General features: G+C 69.3%; 19 protein-coding genes and 1 pseudogene. 10 read left to right on the top strand and 10 right to left on the bottom strand.

Going from position 1 to position 20057, the window contains the following annotated elements; all coding sequences use genetic code 11:
- The first annotated feature begins 197 nt into the window (after window positions 1-197).
- Together ACGFNK_RS10990 and ACGFNK_RS10985 are read left to right on the top strand one after the other, a co-directional pair.
- The gene (locus ACGFNK_RS10990) at window positions 198-1385 is read left to right on the top strand and encodes an ABC transporter ATP-binding protein (protein ID WP_393414163.1); all 1188 of its coding nucleotides are present in this window, start codon (window positions 198-200) and stop codon (window positions 1383-1385) included.
- Window positions 1382-2245, top strand: a complete 864-nt coding sequence (locus ACGFNK_RS10985) for an ABC transporter permease subunit (protein ID WP_393414160.1) — start codon at window positions 1382-1384, stop codon at window positions 2243-2245. Before ACGFNK_RS10990 ends, ACGFNK_RS10985 begins: the two co-directional genes overlap by 4 nt.
- Before the next feature lie 37 nt (window positions 2246-2282).
- Here ACGFNK_RS10985 and ACGFNK_RS10980 read toward each other — a convergent pair whose 3' ends face one another.
- The gene (locus tag ACGFNK_RS10980; protein WP_393414157.1) at window positions 2283-2612 is read right to left on the bottom strand and encodes an ATP/GTP-binding protein; all 330 of its coding nucleotides are present in this window, start codon (window positions 2610-2612) and stop codon (window positions 2283-2285) included.
- A 237-nt stretch (window positions 2613-2849) separates the two neighbouring features.
- Between ACGFNK_RS10980 and ACGFNK_RS10975 the strand changes: the two genes are divergently transcribed.
- Entirely contained in the window at window positions 2850-3878 is a 1029-nt protein-coding gene (locus ACGFNK_RS10975; protein WP_393414155.1) for an LLM class flavin-dependent oxidoreductase, read from the top strand.
- 133 nt (window positions 3879-4011) lie between these two features.
- On the opposite strand, the gene ACGFNK_RS10970 is transcribed toward ACGFNK_RS10975, so the two are convergent.
- A complete protein-coding gene (locus ACGFNK_RS10970) occupies window positions 4012-4404 on the bottom strand; it encodes an SCO5389 family protein (protein WP_165340641.1) in 393 nt (130 codons plus the stop codon).
- A 280-nt stretch (window positions 4405-4684) separates the two neighbouring features.
- Here ACGFNK_RS10970 and nucS point away from each other — a divergent pair, with 280 nt between their 5' ends.
- Entirely contained in the window at window positions 4685-5356 is a 672-nt protein-coding gene (gene nucS, locus ACGFNK_RS10965; RefSeq protein ID WP_393414151.1) for an endonuclease NucS, read from the top strand.
- A gap of 104 nt (window positions 5357-5460) precedes the next feature.
- On the opposite strand, the gene ACGFNK_RS10960 is transcribed toward nucS, so the two are convergent.
- The 4 genes from ACGFNK_RS10960 to ACGFNK_RS10945 form a co-directional block, all read right to left on the bottom strand.
- A complete protein-coding gene (locus tag ACGFNK_RS10960; protein WP_393414148.1) occupies window positions 5461-8061 on the bottom strand; it encodes an ATP-binding protein in 2601 nt (866 codons plus the stop codon).
- A 290-nt stretch (window positions 8062-8351) separates the two neighbouring features.
- The gene (locus ACGFNK_RS10955; RefSeq protein WP_386354056.1) at window positions 8352-8675 is read right to left on the bottom strand and encodes an STAS domain-containing protein; all 324 of its coding nucleotides are present in this window, start codon (window positions 8673-8675) and stop codon (window positions 8352-8354) included.
- 165 nt (window positions 8676-8840) lie between these two features.
- Window positions 8841-9689, bottom strand: coding sequence for a 3-hydroxyacyl-CoA dehydrogenase family protein (locus ACGFNK_RS10950; RefSeq protein ID WP_386354054.1), 849 nt, complete (start codon window positions 9687-9689; stop codon window positions 8841-8843).
- 135 nt (window positions 9690-9824) lie between these two features.
- Entirely contained in the window at window positions 9825-10466 is a 642-nt protein-coding gene (locus tag ACGFNK_RS10945; RefSeq protein ID WP_393414143.1) for a TetR/AcrR family transcriptional regulator, read from the bottom strand.
- Window positions 10467-10562: 96 nt separating this feature from the next.
- Between ACGFNK_RS10945 and ACGFNK_RS10940 the strand changes: the two genes are divergently transcribed.
- From ACGFNK_RS10940 to ACGFNK_RS10930, 3 genes are read left to right on the top strand one after another with little or no spacing between them, the layout of a single operon-like run.
- A complete protein-coding gene (locus ACGFNK_RS10940; protein WP_393414140.1) occupies window positions 10563-11345 on the top strand; it encodes an ABC transporter ATP-binding protein in 783 nt (260 codons plus the stop codon).
- A 20-nt stretch (window positions 11346-11365) separates the two neighbouring features.
- Window positions 11366-12115, top strand: coding sequence for an ABC transporter permease (locus tag ACGFNK_RS10935; protein ID WP_393414138.1), 750 nt, complete (start codon window positions 11366-11368; stop codon window positions 12113-12115).
- A gap of 13 nt (window positions 12116-12128) precedes the next feature.
- The gene (locus ACGFNK_RS10930) at window positions 12129-12701 is read left to right on the top strand and encodes a cob(I)yrinic acid a,c-diamide adenosyltransferase (RefSeq protein WP_393414135.1); all 573 of its coding nucleotides are present in this window, start codon (window positions 12129-12131) and stop codon (window positions 12699-12701) included.
- A gap of 6 nt (window positions 12702-12707) precedes the next feature.
- On the opposite strand, the gene ACGFNK_RS10925 is transcribed toward ACGFNK_RS10930, so the two are convergent.
- Together ACGFNK_RS10925 and ACGFNK_RS10920 are read right to left on the bottom strand one after the other, a co-directional pair.
- The gene (locus tag ACGFNK_RS10925) at window positions 12708-12905 is read right to left on the bottom strand and encodes a DUF5708 family protein (RefSeq protein WP_386354044.1); all 198 of its coding nucleotides are present in this window, start codon (window positions 12903-12905) and stop codon (window positions 12708-12710) included.
- Window positions 12902-13510: a hypothetical protein gene (locus ACGFNK_RS10920; protein ID WP_386354042.1), complete on the bottom strand. Its 609-nt coding sequence runs from the start codon at window positions 13508-13510 to the stop codon at window positions 12902-12904. Before ACGFNK_RS10920 ends, ACGFNK_RS10925 begins: the two co-directional genes overlap by 4 nt.
- 152 nt (window positions 13511-13662) lie before the next feature.
- Here ACGFNK_RS10920 and ACGFNK_RS10915 point away from each other — a divergent pair, with 152 nt between their 5' ends.
- The 3 genes and pseudogenes from ACGFNK_RS10915 to ACGFNK_RS10905 form a co-directional block, all read left to right on the top strand.
- Window positions 13663-14859, top strand: a complete 1197-nt coding sequence (locus tag ACGFNK_RS10915; RefSeq protein WP_393414131.1) for a sensor histidine kinase — start codon at window positions 13663-13665, stop codon at window positions 14857-14859.
- A complete protein-coding gene (locus ACGFNK_RS10910) occupies window positions 14856-15497 on the top strand; it encodes a response regulator (RefSeq protein WP_393414128.1) in 642 nt (213 codons plus the stop codon). Before ACGFNK_RS10915 ends, ACGFNK_RS10910 begins: the two co-directional genes overlap by 4 nt.
- 274 nt (window positions 15498-15771) lie before the next feature.
- Window positions 15772-16890: pseudogene (locus ACGFNK_RS10905) on the top strand (glycoside hydrolase family 18 protein); the annotation flags it as partial.
- Window positions 16891-17023: 133 nt separating this feature from the next.
- On the opposite strand, the gene ACGFNK_RS10900 reads toward ACGFNK_RS10905, so the two are convergent.
- Both ACGFNK_RS10900 and ACGFNK_RS10895 read right to left on the bottom strand, forming a co-directional pair.
- Complete coding sequence (locus ACGFNK_RS10900) at window positions 17024-18298, bottom strand: IPT/TIG domain-containing protein (protein ID WP_393414125.1); 1275 nt, start codon at window positions 18296-18298, stop codon at window positions 17024-17026.
- A gap of 166 nt (window positions 18299-18464) precedes the next feature.
- On the bottom strand, window positions 18465-19211 hold the full coding sequence (locus tag ACGFNK_RS10895) for an IPT/TIG domain-containing protein (RefSeq protein ID WP_393414122.1): 747 nt from the start codon (window positions 19209-19211) through the stop codon (window positions 18465-18467).
- Window positions 19212-20057 lie beyond the last annotated feature (846 nt).

The raw sequence follows: 20057 nt of genomic DNA, 5'->3' as shown, positions 1-20057 counted from the left end.
GGACCCCCATCGCGGCGGAGCCGCAGACTGACACAGCCCCGCGCCCCTGACGGGGCGCTTCACTGGCCCTCTGCATGCATGTGCAGGGGGCTTGTGTTTTACCCAAACTTGGTGGGAACCGTCAGCCGCCCGTTATCCTCCTAACCCTTACGGGGGCATGCGTCCCGACGTCACTGACCTGTCGATGGGTGCGGAGAATGATCGAGGCAGTCGGCCTGACTAAGCGCTATGGCGCGAAGACGGCCGTGTACAACCTTTCCTTCCAGGTGAGGCCAGGTGCCGTCACCGGCTTTCTCGGGCCCAACGGCTCGGGCAAGTCGACCACGATGCGGATGATCCTCGGCCTGGACAACCCCACCGCGGGGCAGGTGACGATCGGCGGCTATCCCTACCGGAGACTGCCCAACGCCCCCCGCCAAGTCGGCGCGCTGCTCGACGCCAAGGCCGTGCACGGCGGCAGACACGCGCGCAACCACCTGCTGTGCCTGGCGCAGCTGTCGGGCATCCCGGCCCGCCGTGTGGACGAGGTGCTCGGTGTCGTCGGTCTCCAGGACGTGGCGAAGAAGCGCTCCAAGGGCTTCTCGCTCGGCATGGGCCAGCGCCTCGGCATCGCCGCCGCGCTGCTCGGCGACCCTCAGGTGCTGCTCTTCGACGAGCCCATCAACGGCCTCGACCCCGAGGGCATCCTGTGGGTGCGCAACCTCATGAAGTCTCTCGCGGCGGAAGGCCGTACGGTCTTCGTGTCGTCCCACCTCATGAGCGAAATGGCGGTGACCGCCGACCAGCTCATCGTGATCGGGCGCGGGCAGCTGCTCGCCGACATGAGCATCAGGGACTTCATCTCCGCCAACTCCGCGGACTTCGCGCGCGTACGGACGCCCGACAGTGAGCCGCAGCTGCGCGAGAAGCTGACGTCCGCGCTGACCGAGGCGGGCGGGCAGGTGCTGCCCGAGCAGGACGGCGCGCTGCGCGTCATGGGCCTGCCGCTGCCCCGCATCAGCGACCTCGCGCACGACGCCGACGTACGCCTGTGGGAGCTCTCCCCGCACCAGGCCTCGCTGGAGGAGGCGTACATGCGGATGACGCAGGGCGCCGTCGACTACCGCTCGACGAGCGACCAGCGTGCGGGCCTCCAGCAGGAGCTGCCGCCGGGTGCCATGCCGCCGGTGCAGATGCCGGTGCCCGGGCAGGGCCAGCCGGGCTGGTACGCCCCGCCGCCGCCCCAGCAGGGCGGTCAGCCGTTCGCGATGCCGCAGGGACAGCCCGCGGGCCCGTACGGGGCACCGGCCGCGCCCGGCGGCCCCGACGGGCCCAACCCGTACGCCCAGGCCGCACCCGCGCAGCACGCCGCTTCTGACATGACCAAGCCCGAGGACGCCCGATGAGTACGCCCCAGCCCTCCATGCAGCAGCAGGCCCCGCCCAACTGGCAGGCGGCGCCCGGCTCTTCGTACACCTCACCCATCCCGATCGTGCGCACCCACCTCGGGCACGCGCTGGCCTCCGAGTGGACGAAGATCAAGTCGGTCCGCTCGACGATGTGGACGCTGGGCGTCTTCGTGTTCCTCATGATCGGGTTCGGCCTGCTCTTCGCCCTGATCGCCTCTTCCACGGACATGAACATGGGCGGTGAATCGCCCCTGGTCCTGGGCCTGTTCGGGCCGATGCTCGGCAGCGTGTGCCTCATCACGCTCGGCGTGCTGACCACCGCCTCCGAGTACGGCACGGGGATGATCCGGACCACGCTGACCGCGTGCCCGAGCCGCGGCCGCGTGCTGGTGGCTAAGGCGATCGTGTTCTTCGCGCTCGTGTTCACGGTCACGCTGGTGGCCACGACGATCGTCGGCTTCGCTCAGGTGGCGATCCTGGAGGGCAACGGCGGGGGGGACCCGACCGGTGAGGAGTGGCTCCGCGTCACGGTCGGCGTCAGCCTCTACGTCGCGCTGGTCGGCCTGCTCTCGCTGCTCATCGGCTCGCTCATCCGGCACTCGGCGGGCGCGATCACGATCATGATCGGCCTCTTCCTCGCCCCGCTGGTCATCGCGATGTTCATGTTCGCGGAGTCCCTGAAGGACGTGCAGCAGTTCCTGCTCGAGTACTCGATCCCGAGCCAGCTCAGCGTGTTCTACGGATCGGAGCTCAGTTCCTCCGGCCCCTCCGGCTGGGAACCGCTGTGGATCATGCTGGGTCTGACGGCCGCCGTGTTCGCCGGCGCGTACCTCCTGCTGGAGAAGCGCGACGTGTGAGCCGTATCAGCAAGAGGCCCGAGGGGCCCAAGGGGCCTTAGAAACGTGGCGCGTTACGGGACCGCTGCACCCGAGTGGTGCGGCGGTCCTTCGCGTTCCAGCAGGCCTTGTGCCAGTGGCGGCGGTCGTCCACACCCGAATGCTCCGGCCAGGCCACCACGTGCGGGACCGCCGAGGGGATCAACTGCTCGCAGCCCGGGCAGCGGTAGGTCTTGCCCTCGGCGCTCGCGCCCGCCACGTGGCGTACGCTCCACGCCTCACCCTGCCAGCTCTCCAAGGTCTGCCAGCCGCCATAGCGGCTGGACCGGTCGCTCTGGTCCGCGGACGCGCTGGGGGCGCCCTTGGGACGATTGCGGCGCGGGGACACAGGACACCTCACGGCTATACAGGGAGCACGGGCCGCATCCAGCCTACGCGGCGCAGCCATGGGTAGACGTACCACAAGGCCCCCACAGACTCCGGCGTGACCGGCTCATTCCTCCGGCGTGACCGGCCCATTCTGCAGACAATCCGCCAATCTCCCCGCCAAGCCGTGTCTTTGGCACGTGTCAGACGGTTATGCGAGTGGGGGAGCCGCCTCGGCACCAAGGAGGACAGGAGTGCGATGCGCATAGGAAGTTTTGTACTGGCGGCCCAGTTCCCGGGACAGGGCCAGGGGGAGGCACTGCACCGCGCGGTGCGGTCGGCGGAGGTCGCCGAGGAGGCGGGGCTGGACGCGGTCTGGCTGGCCGAGCACCACTTCGTGCCGTACGGGACGTGCCCGTCGGCCGTGACGCTCGCCGCGCTGCTGCTCGGCCGCACCCGCCGTATCCGCGTCGGCACGGCGGTCAGCGTGCTGCCCAACGCGCACCCCGTGGCGCTCGGCGAGCAGGCCGCGCTGCTGCATGTGACGTCCGGCGGACGCTTCATGCTCGGCGTGGGGCGCGGTGGCCCATGGGTCGATCTGGAGGTCTTCGGATCAGGTCTCGAGGCGTACGAGAAGGGGTTCCCGGAATCACTCGATCTGCTGGTGCGCTGGTTGCGCGAACCCTCCGTCTCGAGTGCGGGCGAGCGCTTCAGCTTCCGTGAAGTCCCGGTCGTACCAAGGCCGTCGGAGGACCTGACGGGCGCCGAGGGTCCGGAGGTCGTCGTCGCCTGCACATCCCCGGCGAGCGTCCGGCTGGCCGCCGAGCGCGGTCTGTCGATGCTGCTCGGGATGCATGTCGGCGACGAGGAGAAAGCAGAGATGGTCGCACTGTGGCGTACGCACGCCGCAGCCGCAGGCCGCTCCCCCGAGGAAATCGCGGGCGCGGCCCATGTCTCGGCCGGCATCGCGCAGATCGCGGACCGCCGTACCGACGCGGTCGAGACGCTCGTCAAGGCGATGCCGGGCTGGCTGAAGCAGGGTCTTGAGGCCCATGTGACGGTGGACGGCCGCGCCCGCGCGATGCGGGACCCGCTGGCGTACACCGAACTGCTCTGCGGTCTGCACCCGGTGGGCACGCCCCAGCTGTGCGCCGACCGGCTGGCGGCGACCTCGGAGCGTACGGGCATCACCCGCTTCGCCCTCCTGGTGGAGGGCTCGGGTGACCTGGCGGCGACGGAGGAGAACGTACGGCGGCTGGGAGCAGAGGTGCTGCCACGGCTGCGGTGAGCGGGGGCTGCTGGTGTGCCCGGGTCGGCGGCGTCGGCGGTTGCGCCCAACGCGCCCGCCTCGCGGGGAGTTTGCCGCCCCGTGCAAATGCACCTCCCGCGTACGGGGCGGCAAAGCCTGCGGCATCGCTGCCTCAGCAGTCCCGGAACTCCGGTGACTGGTTCAGCAGTTGACTGCGCACCGAGGTGAAGCGGGCCAGCGTGTCATCAACCGACGCGTCCAGCGGGAACACCGCCACCCGATGGCAGTTCTGGAAGGCCAGCCGCACTCCGAAGTGCCGCTGCAGAGCGCCTCGTATCGCGTCACTCGCGAGCGCTCGCAGCAACTGGCCCCGTGCCTGCTCGTCCGGCGGCGGCGTCTGGTTGTCGGCGAAGTTTCCGCCGTCCACCTTCAGTTGGGCCACCAGGGAGCTGATCATCTCCCATGCGTAAGGCAGGGAAGTCCGGACGCAGTCGACGAATTCCGCTTCGTCGACCTCGCCTCGCTCGGCCTGTTCGAGTAGGGCCGGTGAGACGTCCAGCGACATGGGTTCTCCTCTCGCACCCCCTCCCGACAGAGGGGGTTGACGGACAGGGAGGGAGACCGTGAGAACGGACACGCCGACAACGGACACGCTGCGTACTCGCACCGCGACCTCCCGTTCATACGGTAGGCAACTGTTCTTGATCGCACCAGGACATCCGGAACACAGCACGGCACCAATGCGCACACAACCGGCCACTTTCGAACAGCATGTGCCACAGGCAAGAGGCGTTGACGATGGGCGAATCGCGTCCAGCACCGCCCGTCGAGTAGCGTTGCGGACCATGCGTCTCGTCATTGCCCGCTGCTCCGTCGACTACGCCGGCCGGCTCACCGCTCATCTCCCGTCGGCACCCCGCCTGATCCTGGTGAAGGCGGACGGCAGCGTCTCGATCCATGCGGACGACCGGGCCTACAAGCCCCTCAACTGGATGTCTCCGCCTTGCACGTTGAAAGAGGGGGCCGGGGACGAGAAGGGCGTCTGGACCGTCACCAACAAGGCGGGCGAGAAGCTCATCATCACGATGGAGGAGGTTCTCCACGACTCCTCGCACGAACTGGGCGTGGACCCGGGCCTGATCAAGGATGGCGTGGAAGCACACCTCCAGGAACTGCTCGCCGATCGCATCGAGACCCTCGGCGAGGGCTATTCGCTGATCCGCCGCGAGTACATGACGGCCATCGGCCCGGTCGACATCCTGTGCCGGGACGCCGAGGGACAGACCGTCGCCGTGGAGATCAAGCGACGCGGCGAGATCGACGGCGTGGAGCAACTCACGCGCTATCTGGAGCTGTTGAACCGCGACCCGCATCTCGCACCGGTACGCGGCGTCTTCGCGGCCCAGGAGATCAAGCCGCAGGCCCGCGTCCTCGCGACCGACCGCGGCATCGGCTGCACGGTCCTCGACTACGACGCGCTGCGGGGCATCGAGGACGACAAGCTGCGGCTGTTCTGACAGCAGGGTTACGACGGCAGAGGGCCGGGTCCGCATCAAGCGGACCCGGCCCTCTGCCGTGACGTACAACTGCCGTGGCGTACGCGGCTGTCAGATCACCGCCGTCAGATCAGCGTCGGCTCGTCGCCGTCCGCCGGAGTGCTCGCGGTGGTCTCGGCCGGTGTGCTGGGCAGTTCCGGCGCCGGGCCGCTGGCCGAGCTGGTGTTGTCCGGCGGCGTGGGGTCGTCCGGCGGGTCGACGGTGGGCGGATCCGTCGGATCGTCGGTCGGCGGATCCGTCGGATCGTCGGTCGGCGGATCCGTCGGATCGTCGGTCGGCGGGTCCGTCGGATCGTCGGTGGGCGGACGGGTCGGATCGTCGGTCGGCGGCTTGCTCGTGGGCGGCTTCGTCGGGGACTTGGTCGGGTCGGGGTCCTTCGTCCCGGTCGGGTCGTCGTCCGACGGCTTCTTGCTCGGCGTCGGCGTCGGATCGTCCGCGGTCCCAACAATCCCGTCCTCACCCGGGTCCGGCTCCGCCGGACGGCTCGTGGAGTCGGAGGCGTCCGAGTCGTCCTTCACCGGCTGGTCCGCGCCGAGCCCGCCGCCGTTCTCGCCCGGAATGGCCGACGGGTTGACGCCGACCCTCTCCGAGGGGGCATTGTCGTCGGGGTTCGAGGTCGCGCCGAGCGTCACCACCGTGCCCAGCACGGCGACGAGGAGCGCGCCCGAGCCCGCGGCCACCAGATTGCGCCGGGTGCCGTTCACCAGCCGCTTGACGCCGCTGGGCTTGTGCGACGCCGCTGGTCCGGGCCGACGCGTGACCACCGTCGCGAGCTGGGGCGGCGTGGGCGGCGCGATCGACGCAAACGCAGCAGGTACGCCACCGGGGGGCGACGCCGACTCCTCGTACTGCGCGTCGGACACCTCTTCGCCGGCGGTCGCACCGAACCCGCCCGCCGGCGTGACACCGGTGCGGTCGTCGACGAGCGCGAGGGCGCGGCGGCCGGCGACCGTACCGCGCTTGTCCGCGACGGCGCCGCGCAGCCCGACGGAGGCCTCCAGCTCGGCGCGAGCCTGGTCGTACTGTCCGCCACAGAGCGCGAGTATCCCCAACTCATGGTGGAAGTAGGCCTGTTCGGAGACATCACCGGCGACCCTGGCCACCTCGTCGCCGGCCTGCAGCGTGCGCTCCCAGGAACCCCAGTCCAGGCCCGCGGCGAACGCGGGCGCGACGGCGCGGGCCAGCTGTACGGCGACGCTCTCCTCCTCGCCCTCCACCGGCGGCTCGGCGATCGACACGAGTGCGGTGAGCGCCGCGAGCACGGCGTCCGCCTCGGCGGCGACCCGCTCCGGGGTGACCGAAGGATGCCCGGCCCACCAGGCGTAGTGCTGGGCGGCGGTAGTCGCCCGGTCCTCCGCGTCGGAGGCGTACCCGACGGTCACCAGCTGGGTGTGGACGCCCGCCGCGAGCCGGTAGTGCGAGCCGACTGGCGTGACGAGCGCGCAGCCGACCAACTCCGCGAGCGCGGCGTCCGCGTGCGTGTCCCCGACCAGCGCGGGCAGATGCGCCTGGTGCGGCACCTCGCCGCCCAGCGCGACGGCGATCCGCAGCGTGGCCCGCGCCGAGTCGCTGAGCCGGGAGGCGAGCAGCGCGGCAGGCGCGGCGCCGTCGGCGAGCGAGGGCAGCGGTACGTCCTGGAGGTCCTCGGCGTCGAAGGGCGCGTCCACGGGCGCGTCCTCGTAGTAGCCGAACTCGTCGAAGGCGTTCGGATCGGCGCGCAGTTGGTCACGCTGCCGCAGCAGGGCTCCGGCCTGCACGAAGCGCAGCGGCAGTCCCTCGGACTCGAACCAGAGGTCGCCCGCCCAGTTCGCCTCGTCCTCGGTCAGTACGCGGCCCACGGCACGCTCGAGCAGTTCGAGACCTCCGGCCCGGCCGAGGCCGCCGAGGAACACCTCTTCGAGGAGTGAGTCGGCGGACGGTGCGGCGACCTCGGGCGTCGCGGAGATCAGGAAGGCGCACTCGGGCGTCGCGTCGAGCAGCTCGTCGAGCGAACCGCCGCCGAACTCGATGTCGTCGAGGACGACGACCGCGCCGATCTCCCGGACGAGCGCGAGCAGTTCGTCCGGTTCTGGCCGGTACAGCGGTGCGCTGTAGACGGCCGCGAAGAGGTCGTGCAGCAGATCGGCCACCGTGCGGCGGTAGCCGCTGAGGCGTACGACGCCGTCGGGCGCCAGGTCCGCGCAGTCGTCGGCGACGGCGTCCAGGAGCGCCGTACGGCCCGCTCCCGACGGCCCGGTGAGCCGTACGGAGCGCCCGCGTGCAAGCAGGCGTACGAGCCGCTCACGCTCTTCCTCGCGTTCCAGGAGCGGCATCCTGGGCAGCGACGGCCCCGGTGGTACGGGCGGCCGCGCGGCACGCGCCAGCTCGGCGCGCTCGGCGGGTGTGAACTTCACCGGTCTGCCCGGCCGCTCGCCCGGCGGGCAGAGCTCTATCTCGCTGCCGTCGACGGGATTCACGGTGAGCAGGAAGTCGCCGGACACCAGCTGTACGGTGCGCGCCAGTGCCGGTGGCTGGCCGTTGCCCGGGCCCAGGGCCTGGGTGAGCGGATCGCGCGGCGGGCGCTGTCGAGGCGTCCGGGCTCCCCCACTCTCGAATTCGCTCGAGCGGGAGGTGCCCCCATCGTCACGGCCGTACTCGTCGGGTCCTCGGTTGTTCATCGGGTCCATAGGTCCAAGCCCCCCAAAAGCGTTGTGTGCCGAGCCCCCCGGCCTGCTGCACACTGCGCTGTCGCTTCTGGTCCGGTGCCCGCTCACGGGTTTTGTGAGGGTAGCGGGCAGCCGAACCCTAAACCTTCGCACAGTATCTACGAACAGACGGGGTACAGCGCCGTCCTCGACGTCACAGCTTCATGAGGATTGTGCGTGCTGTGCGTTTCATGCAGGAGACGGCGGTCCGGTTCCTTGAGAAAGCCGGTTCTTGAGTGAGCGGCGGTACTCGGGAGGCGACGGTCCGGCTGTCACACCCGGGGCAGCGATTCGACTCCGATGCCACCCTCGACCGCCAGGATCCGGTGCAGCCGGGTCGCCACCAACAGGCGTTGCATCTGCGGCGGAACGCCGCGCAACACAAGCCTCCGGCCGCACCGCCCCGCCCGCCGGTGGGCCCCCATGATGACACCGAGTCCGGTGGCGTCCCAGGAGTCCAGCTCTGACAGGTCGAGCACCAGGTCGCCGGCTCCGTCGTCGACGGCCGAGTGCAGGACCGTACGGGCGTCCGCCGCGCTGACGACGTCGAGGCGGCCCCCGACGACCAGCTCGGCGTGGTCGCCCCTGATGTGCATATGCGCTCCCCGAGAGTGCGTTTCGTGTTCAGCGTCTTTCGTGCTCTTCCGTGTCCTGTGTTTGTGCCAGGACTGACTGCCGTACCGGGGCAGAAGTTGCCGTCTGTAAGCGAACCGATACCGAAACCACCCCGAAGGGTGATCACTGTAGGGGACGACAGAAGGTCAGTAGGCGTAAAAGCCCTGCCCGCTCTTGCGCCCGATGTCACCGGCGTCGACCATCCGGCGCATCAGTTCCGGAGGTGCGAACTTCTCGTCCTGCGTCTCCGTGTAGATGTTGCTCGTCGCGTGCAGCAGGATGTCCACGCCCGTCAGGTCGGCGGTGGCCAGCGGCCCCATCGCATGACCGAAGCCCAGCTTGCAGGCGACATCGATGTCCTCGGCGCTGGCCACGCCCGACTCGTACAGCTTCGCCGCCTCGACGACGAGCGCCGAGATGAGCCGCGTAGTGACAAAGCCGGCCACGTCGCGGTTGACGACGATGCAGGTCTTGCCGACCGACTCCGCGAACTCCCGTGCGGTGGCGAGCGTTTCGTCACTCGTCTTGTAGCCGCGCACCAGCTCGCACAGCTGCATCATCGGGACCGGCGAGAAGAAGTGGACGCCGACGACCCGCTCCGGGCGCTCGGTGGCCGCCGCGATCTTGGTGATCGGGATGGCGGAGGTGTTGGACGCAAGTACGGCCTCTTCCCTCACCAGCTTGTCGAGCGAACGGAAGATCTCGTGCTTGACGTCCAGCTTCTCGAACACGGCCTCGACGACGATGTCGGCGTCCGCAACCGCGTCGAGGTCGGTGGTGGCGGTGATACGCCCCAACGCCTCTTCGGCCGCACCGGCGTCCAGCTTCCCCTTGCTCACGAACCTCTCGTACGAGGCCTTGATGCCGTCCGTACCACGGGTCAGCGCCTCATCGGTGACGTCCCGTAGGACGACGTCCCAGCCGGCCTGTGCGGACACCTGGGCAATACCGGAACCCATGAGTCCGGCTCCGATGACGGCAAGCTTCCGTGCCACAGTCCGACTCCCCTAACACGCTTAACACGCTGCTTATATCTGCTTCTCCGGCGGACCTTAGCGCTCGTGAAGGGCCGTGTGACTAGTTAGTAATGCGCGTCACGTCTCAGATGACGGACATCACACTGGCAGGGGTCATTCCGGTGCTCGTACGGCGTAGTTGAGGACCTTCTCGCTCAAAAGGTCCTCCATGTCGTCGAGGAGAGCGAGGGCTTCGCGGGACACTTCGGCGGGCGCCCGGCCCGCGACCATCTCACGGCCGATCATGCCCATGAGTGTGGACTGGACCCAGCTGATCTGCCCCGCCACCAGAGTGGGCAGCAGGTCGCCGGGGGCCGCGTCCGTCTCCTCCCTGAGGGTCTGTTCGAGGTGCTCCAACGCCTCTTGCTGAACGAGCCACAGCCGGGCCTTGAGCGCGTCCGCCTCATGGATGACGCGGAGGAAGTCGCCGTAGCCCTCCATGAGCCCCACCTTGGGCGAGACGGCCTCGACCTCCTCGCGCAGTTCGCGCAGTACGGCGGCGGCGGCCGACTCGCCCTCGTCCCGGGCCCGCACATACCGCGAGAGCCTGCCGACGATGCCCTTGCTGCGGTCGAGGAAGAGGTCCTCCTTGGCCGGGAAGTAGTTGTACACGGTGTTGACGGAGACGTCGGCGGCGTCGGCGACTTCGGCGATGGTCACCGTCACGAAGCCGCGCTCGACGAACAGCCTGGTGGCGATGTCCGAGATGTGCTGCCGGGTCTGCCGCTTCTTCCGCTCCCTGAGCCCCTCCGTCATGCCCCCATCGTAGCTTCGCTGCGGTCGACGCAATCTTGGTGTCGGCTAATTTTTGGTGACGTTGCAAAATTTCAGTGACTCTGTTTTTCTTGGCGCATGGCAATCATCAGTACGGCCGGGCTGGCCCGGACCTTCCACACGAAACAGGGCCCGGTAGAGGCGGTGCGGGGCGTTGACCTCACCGTCCATCCGGGCGAGATCGTCGGCTTTCTCGGACCCAACGGCGCGGGCAAGACCACCACGCTCCGGATGCTCACCACGCTGCTCGCGCCCACCGGGGGCGCCGCCACGGTCGCGGGGTGCGACCTGGTACGCGAACCCGGCCGCGTACGCGAGAAGACCGGCTACGTCGCCCAGTCCGGAGGCGTCGACCCGACCATCTCCGTACGCGAGGAACTGGTCACCCAGGGACGCCTGTACCGCCTGACAAAAGCTCAGGCGATCGCCCGTGCCGAAGAGTTGGCCCGGGAGCTGGACCTGACCGAGTTCCTGGACCGCAAGTGCGCGGCGCTCTCCGGCGGCCAGCGGCGTCGGCTGGACATCGCGATGGGCCTGATACACCGGCCCGAGGTGCTCTTCCTCGACGAGCCGACGACCGGCCTCGATCCCGGCAGCCGCGCCGATCTGTGGGATCTGGTGCGGCGGCTGCGCGACGAGTACGGCACGACGGTCTTCCTGACCACGCACTACCTCGACGAGGCGGACGCGCTCGCCGACCGCCTGGTGATCGTCGACAAGGGAACGGTGGTGGCCGAGGGCACGCCGGGCGCGCTGAAGCTCAAGTACGGCGGATCGATCGACGCGACGCTCCAGGACACGTTCCTCGCCATCACCGGCCGCAGCGCCCCGCCCCAGGACACCACCCCCGTCGCCGTCTAGTCGCCTACAGGAGTCATCCCTTGCTCGCCCACGACACCGCGCTGGTCTTCGGCCGCTATGCCCGCCAGACCCTGCGCTCCAGGTTCCAGATGCTTTTCGGCATCCTCATGCCGTTGCTCTACCTGCTCTTCTTCGGACCGCTGCTCACCGACCTGCCCCTGGGCTCGCAAGGCTCCTCATGGCAGGTGCTGGTCCCCGGGCTGTTGCTTCAACTCGGCCTGTTCGGCGCTTCCTTCAGCGGTTTCTCGATCATCATCGAGAAGCAGACCGGAGTGATCGAGCGGATGCGGGTGACCCCGGTCAGCCGCTTGGCCCTGCTGCTCGGACGGGTACTGCGTGACGCCCTGCTCTTCGTCTTCCAGTCCGTGCTGCTGGTGGTCACGGCGCTGGCGATGGGCCTGCGCGCACCGCTCGTCGGCGTCCTCATCGGCTTCGGCTTCGTGGCGCTGCTCTCCGTGTCGCTCGCCGCGCTCTCGTGCGCGTTCGCGATGACGGTGCGGACCCCGCAGGAGTTCGGTCCTGCCATCAACGCGATCGCGATGCCGTCCATGCTGCTGTCCGGTCTGATGCTGCCGATGGCCCTGGCGCCCGGCTGGCTGGACGTGCTCTCGCGCTTCATGCCGGTGCGCTATCTGGTCGACGCGGTGCGAGACGCGTACATCGGCTCGTACGCGACTTCGTCCATGCTGTACGGCGTGATCATGGCCGTCGGCTTCGCGACGCTCGCCGTGACAGTGGGCACACGAGTGTTCCGGAAGGCCGGAGCGTAACTAGGCTGGTCACATGGTCAATCTGACGCGCATCTACACCAGGACCGGCGACCAGGGCACCACCGCCCTCGGCGACATGAGCCGGGTCGCCAAGACCGATCTGCGGATCGCGGCGTACGCCGACGCCAACGAGGCGAACGCGGTGATCGGTACGGCGATCGCTCTCGGAGGGCTGAACGAGGAGGTCGTCAAGGTCCTCACGCGCGTGCAGAACGATCTCTTCGACGTCGGGGCCGATCTGTCCACGCCGGTCGTCGAAAACCCGGAGTTCCCGCCGCTGCGCGTCGAGCAGTTCTACATCGACAAGCTGGAGGCGGACTGCGACCTGTTCCTCGCCGAGCTGGAGAAGCTCCGCTCCTTCATCCTGCCCGGAGGCACGGCCGGTGCGGCCCTGTTGCACCAGGCGTGCACGGTCGTACGGCGAGCGGAGCGGTCGACGTGGGCAGCGCTGGAGGTCCACGGCGAGGTGATGAATCCGCTCACGGCGACCTATCTGAACCGGCTGTCGGACCTGCTGTTCATCCTTGCGCGGACGGCCAACAAGGAGGTCGGGGACGTGCTGTGGGTGCCGGGCGGGGAGCGCTGACGCTGCCTACCGGTTCCGGGCCGATGCGAGCACCGCCTGGAACAGCCCCGTCGCGACGAGCGCACCTCCGATCCACATCAGGACCACCCCGACCTTCGTCAGGGTGTAGAAGGGGATCTCCACATCGCCGGTGAACAGCCACAACGCCAGGCCGACCACGGAGGTGACGACTCCCTCCAGCAGGTTCTTCCTCGCCCGGCTCATCGACGGACACTCTCCTTCGAGTGCGTGAGCTCGTCTGCGCTCCCGTGGTCTGTGCTCTCGGTCCGCCCGGGCCCGTCCGGGGCCTTCTTCGACCGGACCAGGTACGTCAGCGCGACCAGGCCATGAATGCCGGCGGTCCTGAGGGCCGCCCATTGGAAGGCACGCAGCGACGAGGTGTCGGCGTCGCCGACGTACCAGACCGCGCCCTGGAGCAGTGCGCACGCGATGGCCGCCGCGAGGAGCGTACGGAGCCACAGACGGCCCTCGTGCCGGGCCCGCGCCATGCCGTAGCGCGGCGGCTTCGGCGGGCGCGGGCCACCGGCCAGGCGGTGGGCCGCGTGGCCGTCGAGCCAGCGGATCGTGTAGTGGCCGTACGCCACCGTGAAGCCGATGTAGAGGGCGGCCAGGCCATGCTCCCAGCTCGGCTCGCCGCCCTGCTTCAGGTCGATCGTCGCCGCCACGAACAGCACGACCTCGAGGATCGGTTCACACAGCAGCAGGGCAACGCTCGTACGGCGCATCTTCAGCAGGTAGCGGACGGCCAGGCCCGCCGCCAGCAGCACCCAGAAACCGACCTCGCAGGCGATGATCAGCGCGAAAATCACGGGAAGCTCCTCTCGGTCACCTCTCCAGGCTCCCGTCGGCCCGCCCTCGGATCGTCGTCGTCAGTGACGAAGTCGCGCTGCATCCTTCGATGTACTCGCGGACCGTCCCCCAGCATCAGGCGCCGCCGGGGCACGCCGTGTTGGATGGAGTCATGGCCGTACGACTCCCCCGCCCGCACCGCTTCGACGTGTGCGTCGGTGTCGCGGGCCTGCTCGGCGGGCTCCTGTTATGGGGCCTCGGCCTCGGCACCCGCGTCGCCCACGATCCGGGCGTGCTCTGGCACGGTCGCTGGCCCATCCTGCTGCCGCTCGCGGTCACGGCCGTGTGCGAGGCGCTACGCCGGACGTGCCCGCGCTCGGCCCTGCTGGCAGGCACGGCCGCGCTGACGGTCGACACCGTCACGCAAGGCAGCCTGGTCACCCTAGTGATGTTCACGGACCTCGTGTACGCGGCCGTGGTGTACGGGCCGCCCGCCACGGCTCGCCGCGTCCCCTGGATCACCGGACTGGTCACCGTGGCCGGCACGGTGGTGGCCGTCGCGGCCTGGCAGGTGCCGGAGGCGCTGCTGATCGGCGTGATCCTCGGCATGATGACGCTCACGCCGGCCGTCACCGGCTGGATCGTGCGCAACCACCGCGACGCAGCCGAGGCCGCCCGCCTGCGCGCCGAACAGACCGCCCTGCTCGCCGAGCTCGACCGCAGCCAGGCGGTCACCGCCGAACGCGCCCGGATGGCACGGGAGTTGCACGACATGGTCGCCAACCACCTGTCCGCGATCGCCATCCACTCCACTGCCGCGCTCTCCCTCGACGACCCGGGCACCTCCAAGGAGGCCCTCGCCGTCATCCGCGAGAACAGCGTCGAAGGGCTCGCCGAGATGCGCCGGCTGATCGGCATACTCCGGGACGACAGCGGAGAGAAGGAGCCGACCGCCGCCCCCACCCTCGACGGGCTCGACGCGCTGGTGGAGGGTGCGCGCGCCAATGGTCTCGACGTCTCGCTCGACGCCACGCACGACAAACTCCCCGCCCCGGTCGAGCTCGCCGCCTACCGCATCGTCCAGGAGTCCCTGACCAACGCCCTGAAGCACGCCGCCCCCGGCCGGGTCACCGTGACGCTCGCCCAGCAGGACGGCTCGCTCACGGTGCGGATGACCAGCCCGTACGGAGACCGCGACGCGCCGCGGGCACCCGGCTCGGGCGCCGGGCTCGTCGGCATGCGGGAGCGGGCCGCGCTGCTGGGCGGCACCTTCGAAGCCGGACCCGAGGGATCGCCCGGCACCTCGCCCGACGGCAAGATCTGGGCCGTACACGCCACCCTGCCGACCACCCTGGGAGGAACCGAATGATCCGCGTGCTCGTCGCCGAGGACCAGTCCGCCGTACGCGCCGGGCTGGTCCTCATTCTGCGCAGCGCGCCCGACATCGAGGTGGTCGGGGAGGCCGCGGACGGCGAACAGGCGGTCGCGTTGGCGCGTGAACTCCGGCCCGACCTGGTGCTGATGGACATTCAGATGCCCCGCCTCGACGGCGTCTCGGCCACCCGCCAGGTCGTCGACGAACACCTCTGCGACGTGCTCGTACTGACCACCTTCGACCTCGACGAGTACGTCTTCGGCGCCTTGCGGGCCGGCGCCTCCGGGTTCCTGCTCAAGAACACGGACGCGAAGGGACTGCTCGCGGCGGTGCGGACGGTGGCACGCGGCGAGGGCCTGATCGCGCCCGCGGTGACCCGACGGCTGATCGCCGAGTTCGCGGCGAAGCCGGTACGGGGGCCAGGGCCGGACCCGTCGGTTCTGGACGCCCTCACCCGCCGTGAACGCGAGGTGCTGTCGTGCCTCGGCGACGGGCTGTCCAACGCCGAGATCGCGGACCGGCTGGCGATGGCCGAGGCGACCGTGAAGACCCACGTCAGCAGGCTCCTCGGCAAGCTCGAACTGCGCAGCCGGGTCCAGGCCGCCGTACTGGCGCAGGAGTTGGGCGTCTGATTCTGAGGACGGGCACCCGGGGGCGGCATGCCTGAGTAACCATTGGTCCAGACCTATTGACCGATGGTCCAGACCTTTCTATTCTCGCGGCACTGCGCTCACGCATGCACCAACAACCTCAAGGAGGCGCAGCATGCGCTTCAGACACAGAGCCGTGGCAGGGTTCGCCACCCTGCTGCTGCCGCTCGCCGGCCTGGTCGGCCTCGCGAGCCCCGCCCAGCCCGCGACCGCCGCCCTCGCCAAGTCCGCCTCGGACGGTGTGGTCGCGCCGGGTCCCAGCTCCAAGGTCAACCTCGGTTACTTCATCGAGTGGGGCATCTACGGCCGCAACTACAACGTCAAGAACCTGGTGACCTCGGGCTCAGCCGAGAAGGTCACCCACATCAACTACGCCTTCGGCAACGTCGTCGACGGCAAGTGCGCGATCGGCGACTCGTGGGCCGACTACGAGAAGCCGTTCACCGCCGACCAGTCGGTGAACGGCCAGGACGACACCGCGGATCAGCCCCTCAAGGGCAACTTCAACCAGCTGCGCCAGCTGAAGGCCAAGTACCCCGACATCAAGATCCTCTGGTCCTTCGGCGGCTGGACCTGGTCCGGCGGCTTCACCGAAGCGGCCAAGGACCCGGCGGCCTTCGCCCAGTCCTGCTACGACCTGGTCGAGGACCCGCGCTGGGCGGATGTCTTCGACGGCATCGACCTGGACTGGGAGTACCCGAACGCCTGCGGCCTGACCTGTGACACCAGCGGCGCCACGGCCATCAAGGACATGATGGCGGCCATGCGCGCCGAGTTCGGCTCGCAGAACCTGGTCACCGCGGCCGTCACCGCGGACGCCTCCGACGGCGGCAAGATCGAAGCGGCCGAGTACGCAGGCGCCGCGAAGTACCTCAACTGGTACAACGTGATGACGTACGACTTCTTCGGCGCCTGGGCCGCGAACGGCCCGACCGCACCGCACTCCCCGCTCACCTCGTACAAGGGCATCCCGGCGCAGGGCTTCAACTCGGCCGCCGCGATCGCCAAGTACAAGGAAGCGGGCGTACCGGCGAACAAGCTGCTGCTCGGCATCGGCTTCTACGGCCGCGGCTGGACCGGCGTCACCCAGGACGCACCGGGCGGCACGGCCACCGGCCCCGCGGCGGGAACCTGGGAGGCGGGCTTCGAGGACTACAAGGTCCTCGAGGCGTCCTGCCCGGCCACCGGCACGATCGCCGGAACGGCATACGCGCACTGCGGCAGCGACTGGTGGTCCTACGACACCCCGGCGACGGTCCTCGGGAAGATGAGCTGGGCCAAGAAGCAGGGCCTGGGCGGGGCGTTCTTCTGGGAGTTCAGCGGTGACACCAGCAACGGCGAGCTGGTGAAGGCCATCGACGACGGCCTCAGGTAATCACTGGGCCAGTTTGAGGATCCCCCCGGACTTCGTCCGGGGGGATCCTCAAACCAACGAGTAGATGTGGCCTTTCAGGCCACATCTACTCGTCTGGGGGGACCTCACCCGCGGTTCGCGAACTCGCTGCGCATCAGATACTGGGCGCGGCGAGTCGCGTGTACGTCAAGCCGTTGCTGGTGCCGGCGGGTGTGGTCACCGTGACGGAGACCGGCCCGGCGGTGCCTGCCGGAACGACGGTGGTGATCTGCGTCGGGGAGACCACGGTGAACGACGCGGTGACGGCGCCGAACCGCACGTCGGTGGCGGCCGCGACATTGTTGCCGGTCAGCGTGACGACCGTGCCGCCATCCGCCGGTCCCAGGTCGGGCTCGAGGGAGACCAGCACAGGGGTATCGAGGTAGACGTAGCCGACGGGGTTGCTGGAACCGCCGAGGGTGGTCACCGTGACCGCCGCAGTACCAGCCGCATGGGAGGGAGCCACGGCGGTGATCTGCGTACTGCTGTCGACGGTGAACGAGGCCGCCGCCACCCCGCCGAACTCCACCGCCGTCGCACCGAGGAGGTCGCTGCCGGTGAGCGTGACCGTGGTGCCGCCCGCCGTGGTTCCGGAGGGAGGGACGAGGCCGGTCAGCGAGGGCGGCGCGGCGTAGTAGAAGAACGCGTTGGGATCGGCGGGATTGCTGGTGCCACCGGGGGTGGTCACCGTGACCGCCGCGGCCCCACCCGCATGGGAGGGGGCCACCGCGGTGATCTGCGTGCCGCTGTCGACGGTGAACGAAGCCGCCGCCACCCCGCCGAACTGCACGGCCGTCGCACCGGAGAAGTTCGCACCCGTGAGGGTCACTGTCGTCCCCCCGGACACCGGGCCCTGATTCGGCGACAGTCCGGTGACGGACGGGGCAGCGGAGTAGGTGAAGTTGAGGGCGTTGCTGGTGCCGGAAGAGGTGGTCACCGTGACCGCCGCAGGCCCGGCTGCATGAGCAGGAGTCACCGCGGTGATCTGACTGCTGCTGTCCACGGTGAACGAGGCCGCCGGGACCCCATCGAACTCCACCGCCGTCACGCCGGAGAAGCTCGCACCCGTCAAGACCACGGTCGTCCCCCCGGACACCGGACCCTCAGCCGGCGACAGGCCCGTGAGAGAGGGAGCCGGCACATAGGTGAAGGGCACGGACTGGGTGCTTGTGCCCCCGCTGGTAGTGACGGTGACGTTCACGGTGCCGGTGCCTGAGGGTGTCCGCGCCGTGATCTTGGTGGTGCTGCTGCTGGTGAACGCCGGGGAGGACTTGGCCCCGAACCGGACACTTGTCACTCCCGTGAAACCGGTTCCGGTCACGGTGACGGTGGTACCACCCGCGGCCGGCCCCTGGTTGGGGCTGACCGAAGAGACGACAGGGGGAGGCATGGCTGTGCTCCTTCACGCAGGACTGGGGGATCGAAGACGCGCGCGGCCACGCCATCGTGTGACCGCGGGATGGCGTGGCTGCGAGGTCGAGCCCGTCCGGGCGGAGGGGGGACTGCCGCCCGGACGGGGGTTCATGGCCTTCCTGTCGCGGAGGCGATCGGACCGGTCAGATACCGGGGCCGGCGATGTACGTGAAGCCGCCGACCTCGGTGTCCGACCCGGCGGGGTTGGTCACGACCACGTCGGCCGCTCCCGCGGCGCCGGGCGGAGTGACCGCGGACAGCGTGGTCGTGTTGATCACCGAGAACGGCGCCGCGGCGCCGCCGAAGGTGACCGAGTCCGTGCTTTCCAGGTTGGTTCCGGTGATGGTCACGGCCGTCCCGCCCGCGGTCGAACCCGAGGTCGGGCTGATGGTCCCGATCGTTGGGCTGTCGACGTAGGTGTAGCTGAGGCCGTTGTTCGTGCCGCCCGCGGTGGTGACGCTCACCGACACCGGCCCGGCCGCCGCGCCCGCGGGCACCACGACGCTGAGCGAGCTGTCACTGGTCACGGTCGGCGTGGCGGTGACCCCGCCGAAGGAGGCGCTGGTGGCCGTCGACAGGCCGGTGCCGTTGATGGTGATGGTGTTGCCGCCGGCCAGCGGCCCGGAAGTGGTGCCCAGGGACGACTTGAACGGGGCGCCGACGTAGAAGTACGACAGCGGGTTGCTGGTCCCGCCCGGGGTGGTCACCGTGACGCCGACCGTGCCGGTTCCCGAGGGGGAGACGGCGGTGACCTGGGTCGGGGAGACGTTGGTGACGCTCGTGGCAGGTTTGCCGCCGAACGTCACCGCGCTGGTGTTGGACAGGTTCGTACCCGTGATGGTCACCGGGGTCCCGCCCCCGGTGGAACCTTGATTCGGAGAGATTGGCATGAGGACACTCCTCGCTCGTTGATGGGGACATGCGAGGAACCGGCAGGAATGGCCAGCCATCGACTGCCACGTCGCAGGAGTGCGGACGCCGCTACAGGCACGCACGTCGGCCCTTGCTCGACTCCTTCCGATGCGGCGAGCACCGATCAGCAGTGCAGCCACGCCCGGGTGAACGAACCGACACAGGCGTCCCCGCACACCCAGCCGGGCGTGCAGCAGCCTTCACCATCTCCCCTGGGCAAGGAAAAAACCGGCGAGCGCTGCCTGTCCGAACGTTCCCCCGGCTCGGGGATGGGCAGCCCGCCGGTTCACACTCTTAGTAACCCATACGTCCAATCGAGTGACAAGACACTGCTCACCCAATCACCCGAAAGGAGTAGCCCCGAACGCCAACTCGTCCGCCGCGGCAGCTCCTTGATCCTTCGCAACGGCACACAGTCGGACGGTTCGTACCGGGGGGAACCGGTACGCCCCAGCGACAGGAAGCTCTGAGAGTGCTGGACCATTCGAGTGACATATTCAGGAACCCCCACGACCACCGGGGCGAGCGTGGATTCTGGAAGAGATCTGGCCGGTGGGCCGCCCATTCTCACCGGGGGATGCGGCAGTCGGACTACCTGCGGCTTTTCTGCAGAAGCACGGGTTACTGCGCCGACATACCGCGATGGGCACCCCCGGTCGAGAAATCGGATCCCGATCAGCCGGTGCCGTGCGCGGCACCGGCTGATTCGGCGGCCGGGTCACACCAGCCCGCCCCTCGCCTCACACCCCGACACGCCGAGCAACTCTCACTGACGCAAACTGCAATCGCGGCGAGGTTCTCTCACCCAGACTCCGTCCGGGGGG

It is taken from the genome of Streptomyces sp. NPDC048825, from assembly GCF_043198355.1.
GTDB lineage: Bacteria > Actinomycetota > Actinomycetes > Streptomycetales > Streptomycetaceae > Streptomyces > Streptomyces xiangluensis.
This window is presented reverse-complemented; position numbering and strand designations above follow the sequence as displayed.

What these genes read in the sequence shown, in the direction of transcription:
- ACGFNK_RS10990 (WP_393414163.1), top strand. Translation starts at nt 198, where the DNA reads ATGATCGAGGCAGTCGGCCTGACTAAGCGCTATGGCGCGAAGACGGCC.
- ACGFNK_RS10985 (WP_393414160.1), top strand. Translation starts at nt 1,382, where the DNA reads ATGAGTACGCCCCAGCCCTCCATGCAGCAGCAGGCCCCGCCCAACTGG.
- ACGFNK_RS10975 (WP_393414155.1), top strand. Translation starts at nt 2,850, where the DNA reads ATGCGCATAGGAAGTTTTGTACTGGCGGCCCAGTTCCCGGGACAGGGC.
- ACGFNK_RS10970 (WP_165340641.1), bottom strand. Translation starts at nt 4,404, where the DNA reads ATGTCGCTGGACGTCTCACCGGCCCTACTCGAACAGGCCGAGCGAGGC.
- nucS (WP_393414151.1), top strand. Translation starts at nt 4,685, where the DNA reads ATGCGTCTCGTCATTGCCCGCTGCTCCGTCGACTACGCCGGCCGGCTC.
- ACGFNK_RS10960 (WP_393414148.1), bottom strand. Translation starts at nt 8,061, where the DNA reads ATGGACCCGATGAACAACCGAGGACCCGACGAGTACGGCCGTGACGAT.
- ACGFNK_RS10955 (WP_386354056.1), bottom strand. Translation starts at nt 8,675, where the DNA reads ATGCACATCAGGGGCGACCACGCCGAGCTGGTCGTCGGGGGCCGCCTC.
- ACGFNK_RS10945 (WP_393414143.1), bottom strand. Translation starts at nt 10,466, where the DNA reads ATGACGGAGGGGCTCAGGGAGCGGAAGAAGCGGCAGACCCGGCAGCAC.
- ACGFNK_RS10940 (WP_393414140.1), top strand. Translation starts at nt 10,563, where the DNA reads ATGGCAATCATCAGTACGGCCGGGCTGGCCCGGACCTTCCACACGAAA.
- ACGFNK_RS10930 (WP_393414135.1), top strand. Translation starts at nt 12,129, where the DNA reads ATGGTCAATCTGACGCGCATCTACACCAGGACCGGCGACCAGGGCACC.
- ACGFNK_RS10925 (WP_386354044.1), bottom strand. Translation starts at nt 12,905, where the DNA reads ATGAGCCGGGCGAGGAAGAACCTGCTGGAGGGAGTCGTCACCTCCGTG.
- ACGFNK_RS10915 (WP_393414131.1), top strand. Translation starts at nt 13,663, where the DNA reads ATGGCCGTACGACTCCCCCGCCCGCACCGCTTCGACGTGTGCGTCGGT.
- ACGFNK_RS10910 (WP_393414128.1), top strand. Translation starts at nt 14,856, where the DNA reads ATGATCCGCGTGCTCGTCGCCGAGGACCAGTCCGCCGTACGCGCCGGG.
- ACGFNK_RS10900 (WP_393414125.1), bottom strand. Translation starts at nt 18,298, where the DNA reads ATGCCTCCCCCTGTCGTCTCTTCGGTCAGCCCCAACCAGGGGCCGGCC.
- ACGFNK_RS10895 (WP_393414122.1), bottom strand. Translation starts at nt 19,211, where the DNA reads ATGCCAATCTCTCCGAATCAAGGTTCCACCGGGGGCGGGACCCCGGTG.